Origin of the sequence: Bartonella sp. CL266QHHD (assembly GCF_042195355.1) — a bacterium.
In the GTDB taxonomy this organism is placed as follows: Bacteria; Pseudomonadota; Alphaproteobacteria; order Rhizobiales; family Rhizobiaceae; genus Bartonella.
Map to the genome: position 1 here is coordinate 57,358 of NZ_JBHIOD010000008.1, position 19,251 is coordinate 76,608.

Annotated in this window: 13 protein-coding genes and 2 pseudogenes; 7 read left to right on the top strand and 8 right to left on the bottom strand. The window is 37.9% G+C overall.

Annotated features, from left to right (window positions below; translation table 11 throughout):
* The first annotated feature begins 249 nt into the window (after positions 1-249).
* Positions 250-3,468, top strand: coding sequence for a BID domain-containing T4SS effector (locus tag ACFIK7_RS00385; RefSeq protein WP_375662731.1), 3,219 nt, complete (start codon positions 250-252; stop codon positions 3,466-3,468).
* A gap of 288 nt (positions 3,469-3,756) precedes the next feature.
* On the opposite strand, the gene ACFIK7_RS00390 is transcribed toward ACFIK7_RS00385, so the two are convergent.
* On the bottom strand, positions 3,757-3,915 hold the full coding sequence (locus ACFIK7_RS00390) for a hypothetical protein (protein WP_375631323.1): 159 nt from the start codon (positions 3,913-3,915) through the stop codon (positions 3,757-3,759).
* Between the two features lie 400 nt (positions 3,916-4,315).
* Between ACFIK7_RS00390 and murJ the strand changes: the two genes are divergently transcribed.
* The 4 genes from murJ (at position 4,316) to ACFIK7_RS00410 (ending at position 8,210) form a co-directional block, all read left to right on the top strand.
* A complete protein-coding gene (murJ, locus tag ACFIK7_RS00395; protein WP_375637751.1) occupies positions 4,316-5,887 on the top strand; it encodes a murein biosynthesis integral membrane protein MurJ in 1,572 nt (523 codons plus the stop codon).
* A gap of 60 nt (positions 5,888-5,947) precedes the next feature.
* Positions 5,948-7,018 carry a tryptophan--tRNA ligase gene (gene trpS, locus ACFIK7_RS00400; protein WP_375662732.1) on the top strand — a complete coding sequence of 357 codons (1,071 nt, stop codon included), beginning with the start codon at positions 5,948-5,950 and terminating at the stop codon, positions 7,016-7,018.
* Between the two features lie 62 nt (positions 7,019-7,080).
* Positions 7,081-7,572, top strand: coding sequence for a universal stress protein (locus tag ACFIK7_RS00405; protein WP_273790942.1), 492 nt, complete (start codon positions 7,081-7,083; stop codon positions 7,570-7,572).
* 59 nt (positions 7,573-7,631) lie between these two features.
* A complete protein-coding gene (locus tag ACFIK7_RS00410) occupies positions 7,632-8,210 on the top strand; it encodes a NifU family protein (RefSeq protein WP_273790941.1) in 579 nt (192 codons plus the stop codon).
* 447 nt (positions 8,211-8,657) lie between these two features.
* Here the strand turns inward: ACFIK7_RS00410 and ACFIK7_RS00415 are convergent.
* The 3 genes and pseudogenes from ACFIK7_RS00415 to ACFIK7_RS00425 form a co-directional block, all read right to left on the bottom strand.
* Positions 8,658-8,738 (bottom strand): annotated as a pseudogene (locus tag ACFIK7_RS00415) (DUF4102 domain-containing protein); the annotation flags it as partial.
* A gap of 875 nt (positions 8,739-9,613) precedes the next feature.
* The gene (locus ACFIK7_RS00420; protein ID WP_375618296.1) at positions 9,614-9,949 is read right to left on the bottom strand and encodes a zinc ribbon domain-containing protein YjdM; all 336 of its coding nucleotides are present in this window, start codon (positions 9,947-9,949) and stop codon (positions 9,614-9,616) included.
* A 1,067-nt stretch (positions 9,950-11,016) separates the two neighbouring features.
* Complete coding sequence (locus ACFIK7_RS00425; protein WP_375662733.1) at positions 11,017-12,645, bottom strand: alpha-D-glucose phosphate-specific phosphoglucomutase; 1,629 nt, start codon at positions 12,643-12,645, stop codon at positions 11,017-11,019.
* A 218-nt stretch (positions 12,646-12,863) separates the two neighbouring features.
* Here ACFIK7_RS00425 and ACFIK7_RS00430 point away from each other — a divergent pair, with 218 nt between their 5' ends.
* Positions 12,864-13,388, top strand: a complete 525-nt coding sequence (locus ACFIK7_RS00430) for a peroxiredoxin (protein WP_375631347.1) — start codon at positions 12,864-12,866, stop codon at positions 13,386-13,388.
* Positions 13,389-14,270: 882 nt separating this feature from the next.
* Here ACFIK7_RS00430 and ACFIK7_RS00435 read toward each other — a convergent pair.
* From ACFIK7_RS00435 to pyrF, 4 genes are all read right to left on the bottom strand, one after another.
* Entirely contained in the window at positions 14,271-14,804 is a 534-nt protein-coding gene (locus ACFIK7_RS00435; RefSeq protein ID WP_375637754.1) for a replication protein, read from the bottom strand.
* Between the two features lie 591 nt (positions 14,805-15,395).
* The gene (gene hisS, locus ACFIK7_RS00440) at positions 15,396-16,880 is read right to left on the bottom strand and encodes a histidine--tRNA ligase (protein ID WP_375631319.1); all 1,485 of its coding nucleotides are present in this window, start codon (positions 16,878-16,880) and stop codon (positions 15,396-15,398) included.
* A 44-nt stretch (positions 16,881-16,924) separates the two neighbouring features.
* Positions 16,925-17,173: a hypothetical protein gene (locus ACFIK7_RS00445; RefSeq protein ID WP_375637756.1), complete on the bottom strand. Its 249-nt coding sequence runs from the start codon at positions 17,171-17,173 to the stop codon at positions 16,925-16,927.
* 58 nt (positions 17,174-17,231) lie between these two features.
* Positions 17,232-18,077 carry an orotidine-5'-phosphate decarboxylase gene (pyrF, locus tag ACFIK7_RS00450; RefSeq protein WP_375662734.1) on the bottom strand — a complete coding sequence of 282 codons (846 nt, stop codon included), beginning with the start codon at positions 18,075-18,077 and terminating at the stop codon, positions 17,232-17,234.
* Positions 18,078-18,555: 478 nt separating this feature from the next.
* On the opposite strand from pyrF, the pseudogene ACFIK7_RS00455 reads away from it, so the two are divergent.
* Positions 18,556-19,251 (top strand): annotated as a pseudogene (locus tag ACFIK7_RS00455) (DUF3792 domain-containing protein); the annotation flags it as partial.

Here is a 19,251-nt window from a genome sequence, read left to right on the forward strand (position 1 = left end):
GACGGTGTGTGAAATACAGAAAACTTTGAATAAGACACCCCATTATTTTACAGAATTCATTGATAAAATTTCACGATAATACTTCAAAATTATAAACTTTAACTTTGTTCCATGCGAATAAGGTCAATTTTTTCAATCATTCAAATAGGCATTCTTCTTTGAAGAAAACGCTATGAAAATAACATAAGGCAAAAAATGTAAACAAAGAAGATTTCAAAAAATAATGTTACCATTTGAAAGGAAATATGCATGAAAGAAAACACAGAACATTGTGCCTCCTCTACACAGGAAGAATTGCAAGAACAACACTCTGTAATTAATGCAGCCATTTCAAAGCAAATCAATGAAGAAGCGCAAAATTTTTTCTACCCCAATAGCAAAGTGCTTAAAAATAAATACCGCATCAAAGAGCAAGAAATATTAAAAGAACGCTGTTCTAATGATGTAAAAAAAGAAATGATAAAACTGCACCAAGAACCTCTACCAGAGCAGTTTAATGCCTCTTATCTAAAATACCTTCATCAACGCCTCTTTTCCCGTGCATTTGAATGGGCCGGACAAACACGCGAAGAGCCTTTTACATTTGAAGATGGCACTGTTGCTTCTATGCCCATTTTGAAAAGAAAAGAATTTACAAAATCTTTTGCGATTGGCAAAAAAATACAGGAGGGACTAGAAAAGTTAGATAAAACGCTTGCTGAAAAGAATAATTTACAAGGCTTAACGCGCGAAGAATTCGTTGAACAAGCCGCTGGAATAATGATAGATTTGCACCACTTGCATCCTTTCAGAGAGGGCAATAGGCGCACAAAGAGACTGTTTGTTGAAAAACTCGCTCAAGCAGCAGGACATGAGCTAGACTTTTCTCTTGTGAGCAAAAAACGTAAAGACTTTGTCCGCGCCGCTGCCATGGAACATGGCGATCCAGAGCCTATGAAGCATCTGCTTGAGGATATCTCAAATCCAGAAAAATTGCTCATTTTACAAGAATTTACCAACTCTATGAGAAAGCTTGGATTGGATGAAAAAAATTATTATCTCACTGTCGTCGCAAAAGAAGGAGAAACCTATCATGGTACCTACAGAGGCAGTGGACCCAATGGCTTCATGCTTGATGCCAACGGGACTTTCATCTTAGGAAATAAAAAAGATCTCACCCCAGAGCAAATACAGACATTAAAAATCGGTGACGCCCTCTCCTTTACAGCGCCCAAAACTCAAAACCCAGAAAAAAACATTGCTTCCAGAAAAAAAAGAGCCGTTCTCACAAACGATGAAATAACTGAAAAGAGCAAAGACAACGCATCCATTCAAACAAAGAAAAAAGAAAAAGCCCATTTTTCACCATGGAGTGCCCCTCATGCTTTACATGACAGCATTGAAGTTATGCCCGAAAATTTGCAAGAACAAGAACAAATGACCAAACCAATTGCTCAATCTGCTTCCTCTATGAGGCAAATGCAAAAAGATTTCCAAAAAAACATTTTACAGACCAGCAATACAGCGACAAATAATCCAATATCTGTCCAAATGACAAAGGAAAAACGCTCTGATCATCAAGAAAGAATGAAACAGCCCCCAAAAAAAGCAATGGCATACTGGGACACTGGTACAAAAAAAACGGACACCGTCCCTCTCACCTTACAGGAGAAATTATCCTCATCGCCTCAAACTGAAGAAAATAAGACAATGTACCGTAATTTCTTTTGCCCTAATAGTATCACCTTAAAAAATAAATATGGAATAAACGACTATAAAAAATTAAAAGTGCAATGTGCCCATGATACAACAAAAGCAATCATTCATCTACGCCAAGAAGCGCCACCGCAAAAACTAACTTCCACATATCTCCAATATATTCATCACACCCTATTTAAAAATACTTTTGAATGGGCCGGACAAACACGCGAAAAACCATTTACATTTGAAGATGGTACCGTTGCTTATATGCCAATGATGAAAAAAGCTGGGATTTCTTTTGCCTCAGCAAAACAAATACAAGAGGGACTAGAAAATTTAGATAAAATACTTGCTGAAACGAATAGTTTAAAAGGCTTAACCCGCGAAACATTTATTGAACATGTCACTGAAATGTTGATACAGCTCAACTATACGCATCCCTTCAGAGAAGGTAATGGACGCACACAACGAATGTTTTTTGAAAAACTTGGGCAAGTTGCTGGCCACACACTCGACTTTTCTCTTGTAACAGAAAAACGTATGAATCTTGCCAGCATTGCATCGCTAAAACATAACGATAAGGAAGAGATGAAACATCTGCTTGAGGATATCTCAAATCCAGAAAAAATACTTATTTTAAAAGAATTCATGGACAATATGAAACATATCGGATTTGAGAGTCTTCATAATCATCTTATTATAACAGCAAAAGAAGGTCATACCTATAAAGGCTTCTACAGAGGCAGTGGGTCCAATGGCTTCATGCTTGATGCCAACGGGATTTTCATCTTGGGAAATAAAAAAGATCTCACCCCAGAGCAAATACAGACATTAAAAATCGGTGACGCCCTCTCCTTTACAGCACCAAAAGTTCAAAACCAGCAAGAAGTGCTTATCCCCGCACAAACAATAGCCCCCCTTACCAGCAATGAAATTGCCACAAGGATAAAAAACAACGCATCCATTCAAGCAAGAAGACAAGAAATCGAAACTTTGTGCCAAATCATTTATGGCAATCGTCATATTTTGCAGGAAAGAATTGAGATGATCCATGAAAATCATACTGAAGGAGAACAGCTCACCTATCAAATTACCACCTCTCCCCAATCTATTTCTAAGCTTTCTGGTAGCAATGTATTTGGCATAAAAAACAACGCGCGTGCCCATGCTGAAGCAAATATTTTGCCCCTCTGTAGAGCCATTGATCGTTATATCAATATTTTTAAACAAACAGAAAGAGACATTCTCCATACCCATCATGAAAAACAAAGGCGGTGTGAACAGTCGGTAAAAATTCCTGAGGCTTGGATGAAAAATCTCTTTTCCTTGTCAAAAGCACAACAGCAAGAAACTTTATCAAACTCTCCTGAATTAAGGGGGGAGATAAGGACTTATATCAAAAAAATCAATGAGCGCTTATCCTCAAGCGAGCATGAAGCTATAAAGGAAAATAATCCTGAAAAACTTGCGAAGAGTCTTGGTACATCAACCGTTAAAGCAAAAGAGATTATGGAAATAATCAAGCAGATAAAAGAGATAGAACAGCATATACAACCCATGTATTTTTATAACCATAAATTCGATGAGCGCTTAGCACCAAACCAGTATCAATCTATCCAGCATCAATCTATAAAGAAAAATAATGAAAAAAAATGTTCCAACACTCTCGATAAAGAAGCAATTAAAGTGCAAAAAATGACAGAAAACGTCAATCAGAGTCCTAAAAGACAAGAAAATATTCAACCTCACAAAACAGAGCACGCAAAAGCAATGGCAATGAATATCTAAAAGGTTCATAAACTTTAACTTTTTTACCCTCTCTGGTGAAAATGATAGCCTTTACCCCCCCCTGCCTTCATCGGCAAATCAATCGACCTCAACGAGAATGGAAACCATGAGAGAGCAATTTTATCTTATTTTCTCAGATGTTATCCTCATCAACTGTGAAAAGAAACCTAAACAGGAAAAATAAAAGGATCAATCATTTTTGAAAATGATAATGAATCACTTTCATTACCTGTCGTGCTAAAAACAGACAAAATGCTGTTGAAAGATCACGTCTTCCTATCCTTTTGTTTATGTAATCTCTAAAACGAAAAGGCAGCCAAATTTGGAGAGAACATAAAGCCGTAAAAGTGAAAACCAATCACCAGCTTTACCATCCCCTTTTAGCTCAACCTTACGACTTTTTAAAACATCTAAAGCGCTGTTTTTTAAATAATGGAAATTGCACATTGTTTCATGCTTTTATTTTATTTGCGTTCTTTAAATAGGGTCATGCCCCTCACGTAAAACAGTAAGGTATTGGGTTGCATTATTCACGACATCAAAACATAAAGAGAAATTATCATTATATATCCTTATATGTCCCTTAAAACTGTTATGATATTTCTCCCATATTTCAGTTTGAAAAAGAAATTTTAATTATTTTATGGCAACAATAAAAATTTTAATGCAACAGTAAACAAGGAGCATAAAAAGTCTTCAAGCACCATTGTTGACAGAGAGATAAACACCGTCGTAAAACGCTTTCCAAAAGTATCCTTGATTAGGATAGAGATCAGATTTTTACGATTTAAAACGGTTTATTTCTCCTGTCATCGCTTCTCTTTTACAACAAAGTTGATATATCTTTATGACATTGATTAAAAAAATTGCAACAGTTGCTTCCGGAACCCTTATGAGCCGTATTTTTGGCTTCGTACGCGAAATGCTTATGGCAGCAGCCCTAGGGACAGGTCCTGTTTCTGATGCCTTTAACGCTGCTTTTCGTTTTCCCAACACATTTCGTCGTTTTTTTGCTGAAGGTGCCTTTAACGCTGCTTTCATTCCTCTTTTTGCAAAAAAAATCACTGAAGAAGGTCACGAAACGGCATGCAAATTTGCAGAAGAAGTCTTTGGCGTTCTCTTTTCGCTGCTCTTACTGTTAACGATTGCGATGGAACTGAGTATGCCTTTTTTGGTACGAACCATTATTGCCCCAGGTTTTACCGAAGATGCAACAAAATTTAACGCTACCATTCACTTTACTGCAATCATGTTTCCCTATTTAACCTGCATGTCGCTTGCTGCCATGATGGGGGGCATGCTTAATGCTCTGCGACGCTATTTTATTGCCGCCATTGCCCCACTCTTTTTAAACATTATTCTGATTGGTGTGCTTGCCTATGCTTGGATCTATAAACTTGACGCTTGGCATATCGGCTTAAATCTCTCTTGGGGTGTATTAGCAGCAGGGCTTCTTCAACTCACCTTAATTGCCCTTGCTTTGCGTCAAAGTGGAATGAAAATTTCCTTCCGCCAGCCCCATTTAAGTCCTAATGTTCGCAAGCTATTAACTTTAGCATTCCCAGCAGCCATTACGGGTGGCATCACACAAATCAATTTGCTCATTAATACCAACATTGCTTCTAGTCAATCGGGTGCTGTCTCTTCTTTGATGTACGCTGATCGTCTTTACCAATTGCCTTTAGGCGTAATCGCCATTGCCGTTGCAACCGTTCTTTTACCAGAATTAACACGCGCTTTGCGGAGCAAAAAGCATAAAGAAACCCACCATTTACAAAATCGCTCTATTGAATTAACATTGTTGTTAACACTTCCAGCATCCATTGCTTTTTTGCTGCTCTCCACTCCCATTGTCAGTTTGCTCTTTGAGCGAGGACAATTTACCAGTCAATCAACACACCATGTTGCACAATTACTAGAACTTTATGGATTAGGACTTCCAGCTTTTGTTCTTATTAAGGTCTTTATTCCTAATTTTTTTGCCCATGAAGATACCAAAACACCGATGATTTTTACAGGTATTTGCGTTTTCATCAATATCAGTCTCGCCTTAACATTATTTCCTATTCTCTCTGCACGAGGCATTGTTATTGCTGAAATTACCTCTGGATGGGCCAACACACTGTTGCTGTGGAGTGTCCTTATCAAACGCGGTTATTGGAAATACGACTTCCAACTGATAAAACGAATATTATGTCTCATGATGGCAACTCTTTTGAGTGCACTAGCCCTCTATTACGGATTGAATGTGTGTGTTTTTTTGTCTTTTCCTTTATCCTCACAAGCATCATTTTTCTTGCGCGCGATCACCTTAGCTGGGATCATGATTGGCATATTTTTGATCTATTTTAGTGCCTATTTTTTATTCAACACCCGTTCCTTTTTTCACACGCTTAAAAATTTGAAAAAACGCTCATAATATCTATACTTTGTCAAAAAAAATAAAATGAATAACCTTAATTGAAGAAAGAGCACTCCTATGGATACCTTCACACCACTTGTCTTTTCCGGCGTACAACCGAGTGGTCATTTACATCTTGGCAATTATCTTGGAGCCATTCAGCGTTGGGTTGAACTGCAAAACTCTCATCACTGCCTCTATTGTGTTGTGGATATGCATGCGCTCACAGTCAACCCAGATCCCCTTACTTTACGCGAATCCACCAAAACAGTGACAGCAGCCTTTTTAGCCTCCGGTATTGATCCTCAAAAACACATTATTTTTAACCAATCACGTGTTTTTCAACATGCTGAACTCGCCTGGATTTTTAATTGTGTTGCCCGTATTGGCTGGCTTCAACGCATGACACAATTTAAAGATAAAGCAGGAAAAGATCGCGAAAAAGCATCCCTAGGGCTTTTTGCCTATCCCACTTTGATGGCCGCTGATATTTTAGTCTATCGTGCAACGCATGTTCCAGTAGGCGAAGATCAAAAACAGCATGTTGAACTCACACGCGATATTGCACAAAAATTTAACAACGACTATGCACAGCGTATTGCCGAATTAAATTTTGGTATCTCTATGCAAACAGATGAAGAAAAAAGACAAGGCTTTTTTCCCCTCCCAGAGGCGCTTATTGGAACAACAGCCACACGCGTTATGTCTTTGCGCGATGGGACGAAAAAAATGTCAAAATCAGATCCTTCAGATTTTTCACGCATTAATTTGACCGATGATGCTGATCTTATCGCAAAAAAAATACGCAAAGCCAAAACGGATTCGGCTCCTCTTCCCGATACCCTCACCGCTTTAAAAGAACGACCAGAAGTGGACAACCTGCTTGGTATTTATGCTGCCTTTGCCAAAGTTAGCAAAGAAAAGATTCTTTCAGAATTTTCTGGTCAACAATTTTCGCATTTTAAAACAGCTCTAGCCGACCTTGTTGTCCATAAGCTTGCCCCTATAACAGAAGAATTACGTCGACTTCATCAAGAAAGTGATTATATCGACTCTGTTTTGCATGATGGCGCTAAACGTGCTAGTATGCTCGCAGAAGAAAATATGAAAAAAATTCGTGAAATTATTGGATTTTTGCACGATACATAAAAATAATAAAACTAAAAACTGTAGAGAGCAAAAAAATCGTTTGTACAAAATAGAGAAAGTGCATGATTTCCAAACCCAAAAATCCGAAAAAAGAACCAAAGAAAAAAAACTTAGTCATTATCGATGAAACACCAGAGTGTCGGCGTGCCGTTGCGTTTGCCGCACAACATGCCCAAAACACCAGTAGAACATTGGTATTACTTTGTGTCGTTGATAGTGTAGAATTTCAACATTTTCTGGGTGTAAACAACGTTATGCGCACAGAATCAAAGCAAAGTGCTCATAAAATATTAGGAGACATTGCCAGTGAAGTCCGCACCACCCATGCGCTTGAAACAGAAATAGTGGTGCGTGAAGGAAAAAAAATTGATGAGATTTCCAAACTGATCGACGAAGATAAAAGGATTGCACTAATTGTTTTAGCAGCCAGTGGACATACAGAAGGACCAGGACCCCTTGTTCAATTAATCGGGAATAAAGGAACAGCTTTTTCAATCCCTGTCATTGTTATTCCTAGCAATCTTGCCGATGAAGATATTAGATCTATTGCCTAAAAAATATAATATTCTACAATGTAAGATCTTCCCAATCCTTCATTATAAAAGGAGAATCTATGTTTATTCAAACTGAAACCACCCCAAACCCTGCAACTCTTAAATTCTTGCCAGGACGCGTGGTTCTTTCTGAGGGCGTATTAGAATTTCGTGACCCTGAAGAAGCAGCTAAAAACTCACCTTTGGCGGCTAAACTGTTTAATATTCCCAATATCAATGGTGTTTTTTTAGGCTATGATTTTATCACCGTAAGCAAAAAAGAAGGGGAATGGCAACATCTCAAGCCCGTCATTTTAGGCACAATCATGGAACATTTTCTATCCAATGAGCCAGTGATCACCACCAACGCTACAACACAAGCACAAACCCATGCCCTTAACGAAGAATTTTATGACGAAAAAGATGCTGATATTGTCTTAACCATTAAAGATCTGCTTGAAACGCGTATCCGCCCAGCGGTTGCCAATGATGGTGGAGACATTACTTTTCGCGGATTTGAAAATGGTATTGTTTATCTCAATATGCGGGGCTCCTGCGCTGGATGTCCCTCTTCAACGGCAACTCTCAAACATGGTATTGAAAACCTTTTACGTCATTTTATCCCTGAAGTTTTAGGCGTTGAAGCCATGCCACAATAAATATTGACTTCAATAGATAAAATAACCACACCGATTGCCCCTCTTCAACAGCGCTCAAACATGGAATGTAAAAATCTTATGTCATTTTATTCCTGAAATTTTAGAAGTAAGCTATGCAGCCATAAAGATAGAGTACTGTTAAAAAAATCTGTCCAATAATGATACCTTCACTCACCTTTCACCTCCACATATGCCTTAAAAAGATTTCAAAGCCCCCTTTAAGAAGCATAAGTTATTTCAACAAACCAATCGTACACAGAAGTACAATGCATGGGTGTGCACTTTAAATTTATTTTGTTTTATAATCTTGTCATGCAATTTTAACGAGGAAAACACGACCTCGTTAAAAAAAAGAAAACCCAAAAAAGAAAACATTGTAAGATAGAGTGCTCATTTGCTCTATCTTTCTCAGTGCTTCCAACGACAAATCACGCAAAATACTTCTTGTAGCAAGCCGGCACCATCATCATATCTGCCAGCCTCTAATGATGCGACAGCTCTTTCATTAAGACGATTCATAAGAGTCATTTTAATCCTTTCTTTCCTCATTTTTACCCACACGCCAGCCCCGCTTGTGGTGTGCAAGCAAGTGATTTTAATTGATTCAACATGGAACAGATTTGAAATGAGAGAATCCCACGTTATTCGGGGTTCTAATTCAATATGAATAACGCTAATTTACTATTATAAATCAATATGTTGTTTCAGCCACTCGACAAAGATCACATTTTGCAACTTGCAACGAGAATTCTGACATTCTTCTTATTTCAATTCTGTTTTTATTGCATCAATCAAAATCGTCCGCTTACACAGCACAAACTGGATAATAACAAAAACTATTTTTAATAGCTCTTATGTACACTTTTATAAGAGACTGTTGCAGTACTAAGAGCTGGAAAATGCATGGCAATAAGACCTTATCAAGATCATAGCGTCCTTTTTCCATTCTTAAAATCAAGAATTCCCCCCCTATCATTTTCAATCTCATTTCCATAAACATGACGCAAAAATATAACTACCTGTAAAAAATAAATACATTAAAGCCAGATCTATTATGGTTGTTTGAAAAATTATCTGATACAAAAAATGAGAATATTTTTTCAATTCAGCAGGAATAAGTTTGTCTACTTTACGGTATTGTTCTTCTCATAAAGCGCATACTTTTATTGTTGCTTGTGAGTCAACATCCAGTCCCCCATACCGCATATTAAAAGAAAAAGACAGAGTCGCTATTTCTCTGCGATACATGGCTTTGCAATAAAGGAAAACATATTGCTTCTATCTGATTGGTGTAATCTATGAAACAAGAAAAGAAGCCACTGGAGAAAAATATGCCCAATTAGAGAAGAATGTAAAAATAGAAAACCAACGAAATCCAAAAACAATTGCAAGAGGACAAATGCTTAAACTTTTTTCACAAACTCCGACTTTAAACTCATCTGACCAATCCCTGGAATTTTGCAATCAATATTATGATCTCCATCCACCAAGCGAATATTCTTTACCTTAGTACCACCTTTTAAAACAGATGAAGCGCCTTTTACTTTCAGATCTTTTATCACCATAACGGTATCTCCGTTTGTTAAAATCTGACCATTGGCATCATAAACAGTATTGACAAGAACCGTATCATCGTTTTTTTGCGGCCATTCATGTGCGCATTCAGGACACACAAAATTTTCACCATCTTCATAAGTATAAAGACAATCACAACGAGGACATTTGGGATATTGGGTCATAAATTCCCCTTATTAAAAGAAAAATCATTCATTATGACTGGTCATAAAGCAAGAAGTGCTTATTGTCCATTATTTTAGAAAAACATTTCCCTTTGTTTCAATCCTCATCTGCCAACTGTGTTCATGAATGCTATCATCACACACCATACATGAGTTTATAAAAATGATTGATCATTATATAACTTAAATGAGCCCCCGCATATCATAAAATTTACTCACTTCATTCTCTCTAATAAATTAATCAAAATCATTTTCTTATACATCAGCAATGCAATTAACGAATGGATAAAAAACTATTAGAAAAGGAACATCTCTGAATAAAAACGCTTCCAAAGAGCTAAAAACTGAGAAACAAGAAAATGATAGCCTCAACTTGACCTTTTATTTAAGTAAAGCATTCATAATGTTAGAGAACAAACTAATTTATGATCATAGTTAATGGTTTTGTATATTGAATGAGAGCCGATAAATAAGCTGAGATTCTCTCACCCCCTTTTACATTGAAACAACCAAAGCCTTTTGTTTGCATGTTACAAGTAGGAAAATCCGTGTAAAACGATTATCCAAAATACTAAACACTCTCAAATATAAGAGCCAACATTGAAAGCGGGCAAAGTGAATGATGGTGCCGTCTTACTCTCTCATAAGCGTAAAAATGATGCTGCTCAATGGATGGCCGGTTATCCCTTTCAAAGCAACACGCATAAGATGCGTTTTTAGCGTCTTGAGAGAGAAGCTTCTTTAAAACAAACATATGAAATGTGCAACAATGATCGTATTTTATTTTGCATGAGAAACATTCCCCTATTAAACAAAAATTTCTATCAAGCCATTGAGCAAACCCATTGGACATAAATTCCCCGATTATGCTCGATTATAATTTCCTACAGCATTCGGTTTTAAGAAGCCCGCAGTTTTAGGAATCCGATTGATATGGAAAGGTGGAAAAAACAAGTCTCGCCTAAAAATAGAGTTAAGCTCTGGCTTATGGCACATAAAATCACGCCCCTAAAATCACATCCATGTGATCAATCATCATACCTTTACAAAAAAACATTCCAATGATCTTAGGTGATAATATCAGGACGATCTCGCCCCAATGCTTGTTGTATGTTTAACAGTTTTAGTGCCACCTGTTGCAAAGGTTGGAGAACTTCTTGCGGATTAAAATTGTGTTTGCGCGGATCACTTTCATACTGTTCAAAATAAAGTCGTAAAGTAGCACCTAGCGTCCCTGTTCCCGACAAACGAACCACCAACCGTGCTCCATTCTCGAAAAAAATACGTATACCTTGCCGCGTGCTAACGCTCTGATCAACAGGATCATGATATGTAAAATCATCTGCTTTTTTGACGAAAAATCCAGCAATTTCAGTTCCTGCATGTGGTAAGTGCGCACGCAAATACTCTAGTAATGCCAAAGCTTTATCTGCTTCGACTTCTTCATAATCATGCCGTAACGTGTAAAAACGCCCATAGGTGGACCAATGCTGTTGAACAATCTGTGCGACAGTTTTTTCTGTTACCGCTAAAAGATTTAACCAAAATAGGACAGCCCATAAACCATCTTTTTCGCGGATGTGATGAGAGCCCGTTCCAAAGCTTTCTTCACCACAAAAGGTTACTTTCCCCGCATCCAAAAGGGTTCCAAAAAACTTCCATCCCGTTGGCGTTTCAAAAAAGTTTAATCCGTGTTTTTCCGCAACTAAATCAGCAGCACGCCCCGTTGGCATAGAACGCGCTATCCCTACAACACCTTTTCGATATCCTTTAATAAGGTGTGCATGTTCAGCCATAATAGCCAAAGAATCCGAAGGCGAGACAAATTGCCCACGACCAATAATGAGGTTACGATCTCCATCACCATCAGAGGCTGCGCCAAGATCTGGTCCTTGCTCTGACATCAATAAATCATAAAGAGCCTTGGCATAAACCAAATTGGGATCTGGATGACCGCCTCCAAAATCTGGCAAAGGAATACCATTAACCACTGTCCCTTCAGAAAATCCTAAGCATTTTTCAAAAATTTCATGAGCATAAGGCCCTGTTACCGCATGCATGGCATCAAACCGTAAAGTAAGACCTCGAGCAACGGCCTTAGCAATACAGTCAAAATCAAAAAGCTCTTGCATCAAAGCAACATAATCAGCGACAGGATCGATAATATCAATCCGCATGGCTCCCATAAAGACCGTACCTTGCCTATCTAAATCAATATCTGGTGCTTCAAGAATTTTATAAAAGGAAAGACGTTGCGATGTTGCAAAAATAGCATCACATAAAGAATTAGGAGCCGGTCCACCATTGGAAACATTGTATTTGATACCACAATCTCCCTCTGGACCACCAGGATTATGGCTTGCAGAAAGAATAAGTCCACCATGGGCATGAGTTTTACGAATAAGATGCGAAACAGCAGGTGTAGAAAGAATACCGCCCCTTCCCATTTTAATACAAGAGACACCATGCGCCGCCGCCATCTTCAACACAATCTGAAGAAGAGTACGATTAAAAGTGCGCCCATCTCCCCCAAGAATCAACATTTTTCCTTCAAGAGGCCCAATGTTATCAAAAAGAGACTGTATAAAGTTTTCTACATAATGGGGTTGTTGAAAAACAGACACTTTTTTGCGCAAACCAGACGTTCCCGGTTTTTGCCCCTCAAAAGCCGTGGTTAAAACTGTCTTTATGGTCATATCAATACCTTTATATGATTTCCTATAATTTTAAGGTGAAGAGTATCCAAAGTCGACCATTAATTCTACTTGACGGAAGTGTGAAATATTTGCACACTCGTTAGAAGTAAGAATTTTTAAAGAAGCCCTTTTGTTTAAAACGCTTTTTGCCATATGTTTTTTAAATACGAAGGCTGTTTTAAAACAAAATTTTCGTAAAAGAATACAGGAGCATCATGATGATGAAAAAAACAGTTCCCAATGTAACATTCCACACACGCGTACGCGATGAATCAATGGCTGGAGACAATCCTTATCGGTGGCAAGAAGTTAACAGCGATGCTTACTTTAAAGGAAAGCGTGTTATTCTTTTTTCTCTTCCTGGAGCTTTTACCCCTACTTGCTCAACCTTTCAGCTGCCTGATTTTGAAAAACTCTATGATGAATTTAAACAAGCGGGTATTGATGAAATTTATTGCCTTTCCGTCAATGATGCTTTTGTCATGAATGCTTGGGGAAAAGCACAAAATATCAAAAACGTGAAATTAATTCCCGATGGCTCTGGTGAATTCACACGCAAAATGGGTATGCTGGTTGCAAAAGACAATGTTGGTTTCGGCATGCGATCATGGCGCTATGCAGCTGTTATTAATGATGGTGTGGTTGAACAATGGTTCGAAGAAGCAGGTTTTTCAGATAATTGTGCAACAGATCCTTATGAAGTTTCTTCACCACAACATGTTTTAGAAGCCTTGAAAAGCTAATTCCCCCAATCGTCTATTTAAACAAAATTTTACGACACAAATTTCCTGAGGAGGAAGATTTGTGTCGTTTACTTTTTACAACATCTATTCGTGAAAGCAGACACGATAAGTTGATTGTGCGCCTTCTGTGAAAAAATATTACAGCAATAATTTTTTCAATAAATATTTCATGCTTTAACGGCTTTGAAAAAACTTGAAAAATTGCTGATGAAAAATCTGGACCCGTTGTGGAGCTAAAAAATCAAAGAGTTAAAAGCTGTTGCACGCTATCAAAAAATGGGGATGCAATTGCCAAATGCGCAAATTCATGCAAAACTCTCTCAGAAACATCAAGGACTAACGTATTGATGAAATATGCAAGATCAATGCTAAATTTCTCATACTGAGAAAAACTTTGTATCGAACAATACTTTGATTTATAAAGATAATTTATAATTTTGCATATTGAATGAGAGGAGCCGAATATCATAAGATTGTTTTATTTTATCCCTTCTTATATTGAATCCCTTAAAACTATTTTCTTGCTCATTAGCAAGTGGGATTGGCATATGAATAAACGATTAAAAAGAGTAAAAATACCTCTCGTAAACGCGCCAAAATACAAGAGCTATGAACATCATTACTGCAAAGTTTACAAAAGTATCAAGAAAGAAAATACAGATCAAACATTTGTTTGAAGAGGTGCACAATTCAAATTAACTTATGTCTCATAAAAAGAAGAAAATATGGCATAAAAACTGCTCTGCATAAAGAACCATTCATGGAGAATATTAAATCAAAACAGATCCCGCAAACATTCCAATTCACATACCATAAACAGACTCATTGCTGTTCTCATAGCCATTTATTCTAAGCTTTTATTTTTCTCTAAGAGAAAAACGGTTAAAGGAGTTGTTTATTCGGGTATTCTACCGTAAAGTGTGCTTCTATCTCTTCCTCTTCATCGAACTCAAAATCTTCATCACATTCAGGAAGACCAAAAATATCTGGATTGATGAAATAACAATCTTTTTTTGTCCCCTTCGCTACAATTTTATTCTTTTCTAATTCTTTGATACCTTCTTTAAAACTTTCAAAATTAAGATATTCTGGTTCTTGAATTGAAAGATCGCAAGTCAAAAATTCCTCAAGAATATCATGATCCAATGTTATCTGATCAAACCATAAATCCACATCATCCCCCTCATCTAACATTTTCCCTATCTGCCACAACATCACAAAAAATGCTTTCATACCACTAAATGATAGCCCAAAAATCATACGCCGACATGACGAGGCGCCTGAAAAGGTAATTTGCGGAAGATCTTCAAATCCGAAATTTGAAGGAGGAAGTTTAAATGACTTTCCAATATTCTCAGGTCTTTCAAGAATAAAGGGATTTCGTTCATAGAGCAGAGTAAAATCATATTGGACCATTTTCATTTCTCCATTAAAGAGTTGATTTTATGAAATAATACATATTATCAGTAAGTTACCATTATGGCAGCTGACAATTCATCCAAACATGCTCCTGTAAAAAATTGTTCGATTTAAGTCATTCCATTGTTTTTTGAAGCTTAAAAAGTCTTTTAGGATAAAACGCTCTAGTTCTCCCTCCTTTTGCAATAAGACTAGATTTTGTAATGTCCAAGAAGAGAACATCAAAGGATTTGATACTCATAGATGAGAATTCAAAGATGAAGCCAATATGAACTTGTCAATATTTTTATAAACTTTTGCAGAAGCGTTACGTAAAACCCTTTAATTTTCTCAGAGTTTTTTCTTCGTTAAAATTTTTTTGCTCATCTTAACGCATTATCATCGCATCCTCAGAAGGGCACATTTTATAGCAAATAGCGCTTATTTACCTCTTTAAAAATCTCTCTTTTATTCCGCACGCACTCCAAAAACTCGATTTTGAACGCGTGCGTCAGCACGTGTAAACGAGCAAAGTACAAATTTAAAAAATTGAGTTTCAAATTTCCAAAATATTTCGAACAATCACTTGTATAAAGACTTTTACCATTATCATTTTTGAGCTGCTAAAATATCCTGTACCGTTTTGACCAATTGATCTTCATCAACCGTCACTTGTGCTGGTCGACTTTCACGCCATGTTTGATTATCCTTAATTTCATGAGATAACCGCGCCCCTTCAATCAAATCTTTGATCTGTATTTTTCCACTCTCACGTTCTTGTGAGCCTTGGATAACCACACAAGGCGCTTGGCGTCGATCTGCATATTTCATCTGCGCTTTTATCCCCGATGCCCCCAAATAGAGCTCAGCACGAATTCCGGCACCACGCAACTGCATCACCATTTTTTGATAACCAGCAACCGCCTCTGGCTCTTTATCCATCATCAGCACAACAACCGGCCCTGTTGACTCTTTCATAGGCAACTTTCCAAGATTTTGCAAAGCAGCGATCAAGCGTGAGACCCCGATTGAAAAACCTGTTGCTGGAATGTTTTCACCACGAAAGCGTGCCACCAATCCATCATAGCGCCCACCACCACCAACGGAGCCAAAAACAACTTTCTGCCCATCATCATTGAAAACATCAAAAAGCAACGTAGCCTCAAAAACAGGACCTGTATAATAATCCAGTCCACGCACCACCGATGGATCAATCTTGATACGATTCTGAATGCCATTTGCGACAAAAATTGCTTGCATTTCCTCAAGCTCACGAATTCCCTCACGCCCTTGAACATGATCACCAACCACTTCTTTAAGAACCTCAAGCGTTTCTTCTGCTGTTTCAGCTCCAGCAGCAGTTAAGGTAAGAATACACTCAATCTCTTTATCCTTAAGCTCCGCCCCTTTTGTAAAGTCACCACTTTCATCCAAACGCCCTTTTCCCAAAAGCAAACGCACCCCTTCAGAACCAAATTTATCCAGTTTATCAATTGCTCTTAAGACAGTTAAGCGCTTTTCAGCCTGCTCATTTCCCCCCAAACCAATTTTCTCTAAAACGCAATCGAGAATTTTTCTGTTGTTCAGACGAATGGCATATTCATGATGCTGAAACCCTAGTTTTTCCAAACTATCGGCTGCCATCATACAAATTTCGGCATCAGCTGCTACCGTTGGTGTTCCAACAATATCCGCATCAAACTGCATAAATTGCCGAAACCGCCCTGGACCTGGTTTTTCATTGCGAAAAACAAAGCCAAGACGATAACTGCGATAAGGCTTTGGCAAAACTTCAAAATTCTCGGCAAAATAACGAGCAAGAGGCGCGGTAAGATCATAGCGCAAAGACATCCATTGCTCATCATCATCTTGTAGCGAAAAAACGCCCGCATTTGGACGATCTGAATCCGGTAAAAACTTACCCAGCACATCTGTATATTCAAAAATTGGAGTTTCTAGTGCTTCAAAACCGTAAAGTTCATAAACTTCACGAATTTGCGCAATCATTGTTTCAGTTGCATACAACTGTGCACTTGTACGATCCACAAAACCACGGGGTAAACGGGCTTTGGTTTTTTCTTGTTTTGATGACATGTTTTTCTCTAACAACAATATATATATTCACCGATAACGTGTGTCTATCTTATAGAAACAAACGCTGCAATAACTTTATCAACTGGAAACTGGTAACAATATGCATAAGCTTTTGCTTTTGAAGGATGTAAACCTTTACCCTTAAGGCAATCTACTGAAAATATTTGTACTTTCAATAGGAACATAGCCTCCCGCTCAACATGAAATGCCCGCTTAACATTCAATGAAAAGACATCCGCGCTTTTTGAACGAAACCACAAAGCAACTGTTGATTCTGGATAAATCGGAAACATCCCCCTCAAAAGCCCTCCCTCTCAAAATTCTTCAGATTTATTACAGATGCAAAAATCCTCAAGACATCAGTGTGCTTTGCGCTTGTTCTGCAAAATGATTGATAACATTTTTTAAATCAACAATATTTCGTCCAGCATCTGTAATAGAGCGTGATACAGAGGGAATAACATTCTGCCAAAGTCTTTGTGGAAATTGATTTGCTAATTGTGTCATTGTTCCACCTTGGGCGCCAATACCCGGAACGAGAAACAGACTATTGTTTAACTGCTCGATTGTGTCTTTTGATTCAGATCCTAATGTCGCTCCTATAACCGCACCTATGGGACCAATATTATGATGGAGAACCGGAGACTGAGAATTATAATCACAAATACACTGTGCTAGATGAAGAGAGAGTGTCTGATCTCCAATAAGCGCATTTCGTATTTGTTTCCCCTCTGGATTAGAAGACTGAACAACCACAAAAACTCCTGCTCCTGTTTCTTCTGCAACCTTTATCAGAGGAAGAAGAGCATCAAAACCCAAAAAAGGATTAACTGTGATGGCATCAGCTTTGAACGCACTGCTTGGACCCAGCCAAGCTTTACCATAGGCTTCAGCAGTAGAGCCAATATCTCCCCTCTTTACATCCGCCAGAACCAATATGCCTTGTTCGTGTGCATTTTCAATCAGTTCTTTGAGAGCTTGAAGACCTTCCACACCATATAATTCAAAAAATGCGACTTGCGGCTTTATCATCCCCACTTTACCCACAACCGCTGTTAAGAGGATATCACAAAAATCTTTTAGACCTTTATAATCAAAGCTTAGTTTCCACGATTGCAAAACTTTATGGCTCGGATCAAAGCCAATACAAAGAGGTCCATAGATTTCACGATTTTTAAAAAAAGTTGAACGAAACATTTTATATCCTAACAAGGTCTCTCTTTAAACTTTTTGATACAATCAAAAAGAAAACCATTTGTCAAAAGAATACAATAGCGAAAACACAAAGAAAGAGCTCTCTATACAAAATGTGCTTTTATTTATGAAACATAAATATATTCCCATTCGTAACGCTTATCATATGTTTATCGACCAAGACGTTGTCATGAGATAAAAATTCAAATTTATGAAAGAATATAAACAAAAAAGCATCCATATTATTATGACCTCATAAAGCCCTATAGGCGTACCTTGTCGTTTTCACACCCTTTTTTATGATCAACAAAAACTCTCTATGAACACGTTTTAAACAAAAGTTTCAAAAGAAAATGCCCCACCATGATGATCTCGATCTTAACTTTAGATCTTTTCTGTCCTTTTTAGCGGCTCTTTATCCCTTTTGGAACATAATTTGCAAAAAGGCATTGTATCTCCAGCATATTCAAGGAGATAAAACATGGAAACTCGCATTCCTGAAAACACACCATTCGAGACGAATTTTCTAGGAGAAACGTCTCTAGAAGAAAAATATTCACTCTTTCACACACCCATTTCATGGTCCGCAATCTTTGCGGGACTGGTGACGGCTCTTGCCACCTCAATCTGCCTCTCTTTTCTGGTCGCAGCTTTAGGCTTAAGCCAAATGGATTTCACTTCTTCAACCCCATTTGAAGGCTCTTTCCTCTCCTTTGGCGTGGGCTCTGTTATCGTTACACTGATTAGCCTAGCCTTGGGAGGCTTTGTAGCTGGACGTTTTGCTGAAACCTCAGGGACTCTTCATGGCTTTCTCACCTGGGCTCTCATAACATTGCTGATGACCCTCCAAGCCATCCACGTGGTTTCTAGTACAGCAAAGATAGGAGCTAAAACGGCTCTAGAAAACAGCTCCATGGTCCAACAAACCGTGGACAGCCTCAAAAACAATATTTCCCCCATACTTGCAAACTTAAACAGCGAAAGTCTTGAAAAGTTTTTTGCAAAAAATAGTGACAATGGCATCAATTTTGACCAACTTGGGAGTGAATTGCGCACCCTTCTCAATAAAAGCGACATTCCTGCTCTCAACCCTGATCGCTTAAAACAAACCTATCAAGCTGCACTCAATGATATTGGTTCTGCGATAACAGCTTTCAAAAATGATCCTTCTTACTAT

Bases quoted from the DNA above. Each gene is read 5' to 3' on its own strand.
- ACFIK7_RS00385 (WP_375662731.1), top strand. From the start codon at position 250: ATGAAAGAAAACACAGAACATTGTGCCTCCTCTACACAGGAAGAATTG.
- ACFIK7_RS00390 (WP_375631323.1), bottom strand. From the start codon at position 3,915: ATGTGCAATTTCCATTATTTAAAAAACAGCGCTTTAGATGTTTTAAAA.
- murJ (WP_375637751.1), top strand. From the start codon at position 4,316: ATGACATTGATTAAAAAAATTGCAACAGTTGCTTCCGGAACCCTTATG.
- trpS (WP_375662732.1), top strand. From the start codon at position 5,948: ATGGATACCTTCACACCACTTGTCTTTTCCGGCGTACAACCGAGTGGT.
- ACFIK7_RS00405 (WP_273790942.1), top strand. From the start codon at position 7,081: ATGATTTCCAAACCCAAAAATCCGAAAAAAGAACCAAAGAAAAAAAAC.
- ACFIK7_RS00410 (WP_273790941.1), top strand. From the start codon at position 7,632: ATGTTTATTCAAACTGAAACCACCCCAAACCCTGCAACTCTTAAATTC.
- ACFIK7_RS00420 (WP_375618296.1), bottom strand. From the start codon at position 9,949: ATGACCCAATATCCCAAATGTCCTCGTTGTGATTGTCTTTATACTTAT.
- ACFIK7_RS00425 (WP_375662733.1), bottom strand. From the start codon at position 12,645: ATGACCATAAAGACAGTTTTAACCACGGCTTTTGAGGGGCAAAAACCG.
- ACFIK7_RS00430 (WP_375631347.1), top strand. From the start codon at position 12,864: ATGATGAAAAAAACAGTTCCCAATGTAACATTCCACACACGCGTACGC.
- ACFIK7_RS00435 (WP_375637754.1), bottom strand. From the start codon at position 14,804: ATGGTCCAATATGATTTTACTCTGCTCTATGAACGAAATCCCTTTATT.
- hisS (WP_375631319.1), bottom strand. From the start codon at position 16,880: ATGTCATCAAAACAAGAAAAAACCAAAGCCCGTTTACCCCGTGGTTTT.
- ACFIK7_RS00445 (WP_375637756.1), bottom strand. From the start codon at position 17,173: ATGTTTCCGATTTATCCAGAATCAACAGTTGCTTTGTGGTTTCGTTCA.
- pyrF (WP_375662734.1), bottom strand. From the start codon at position 18,077: ATGTTTCGTTCAACTTTTTTTAAAAATCGTGAAATCTATGGACCTCTT.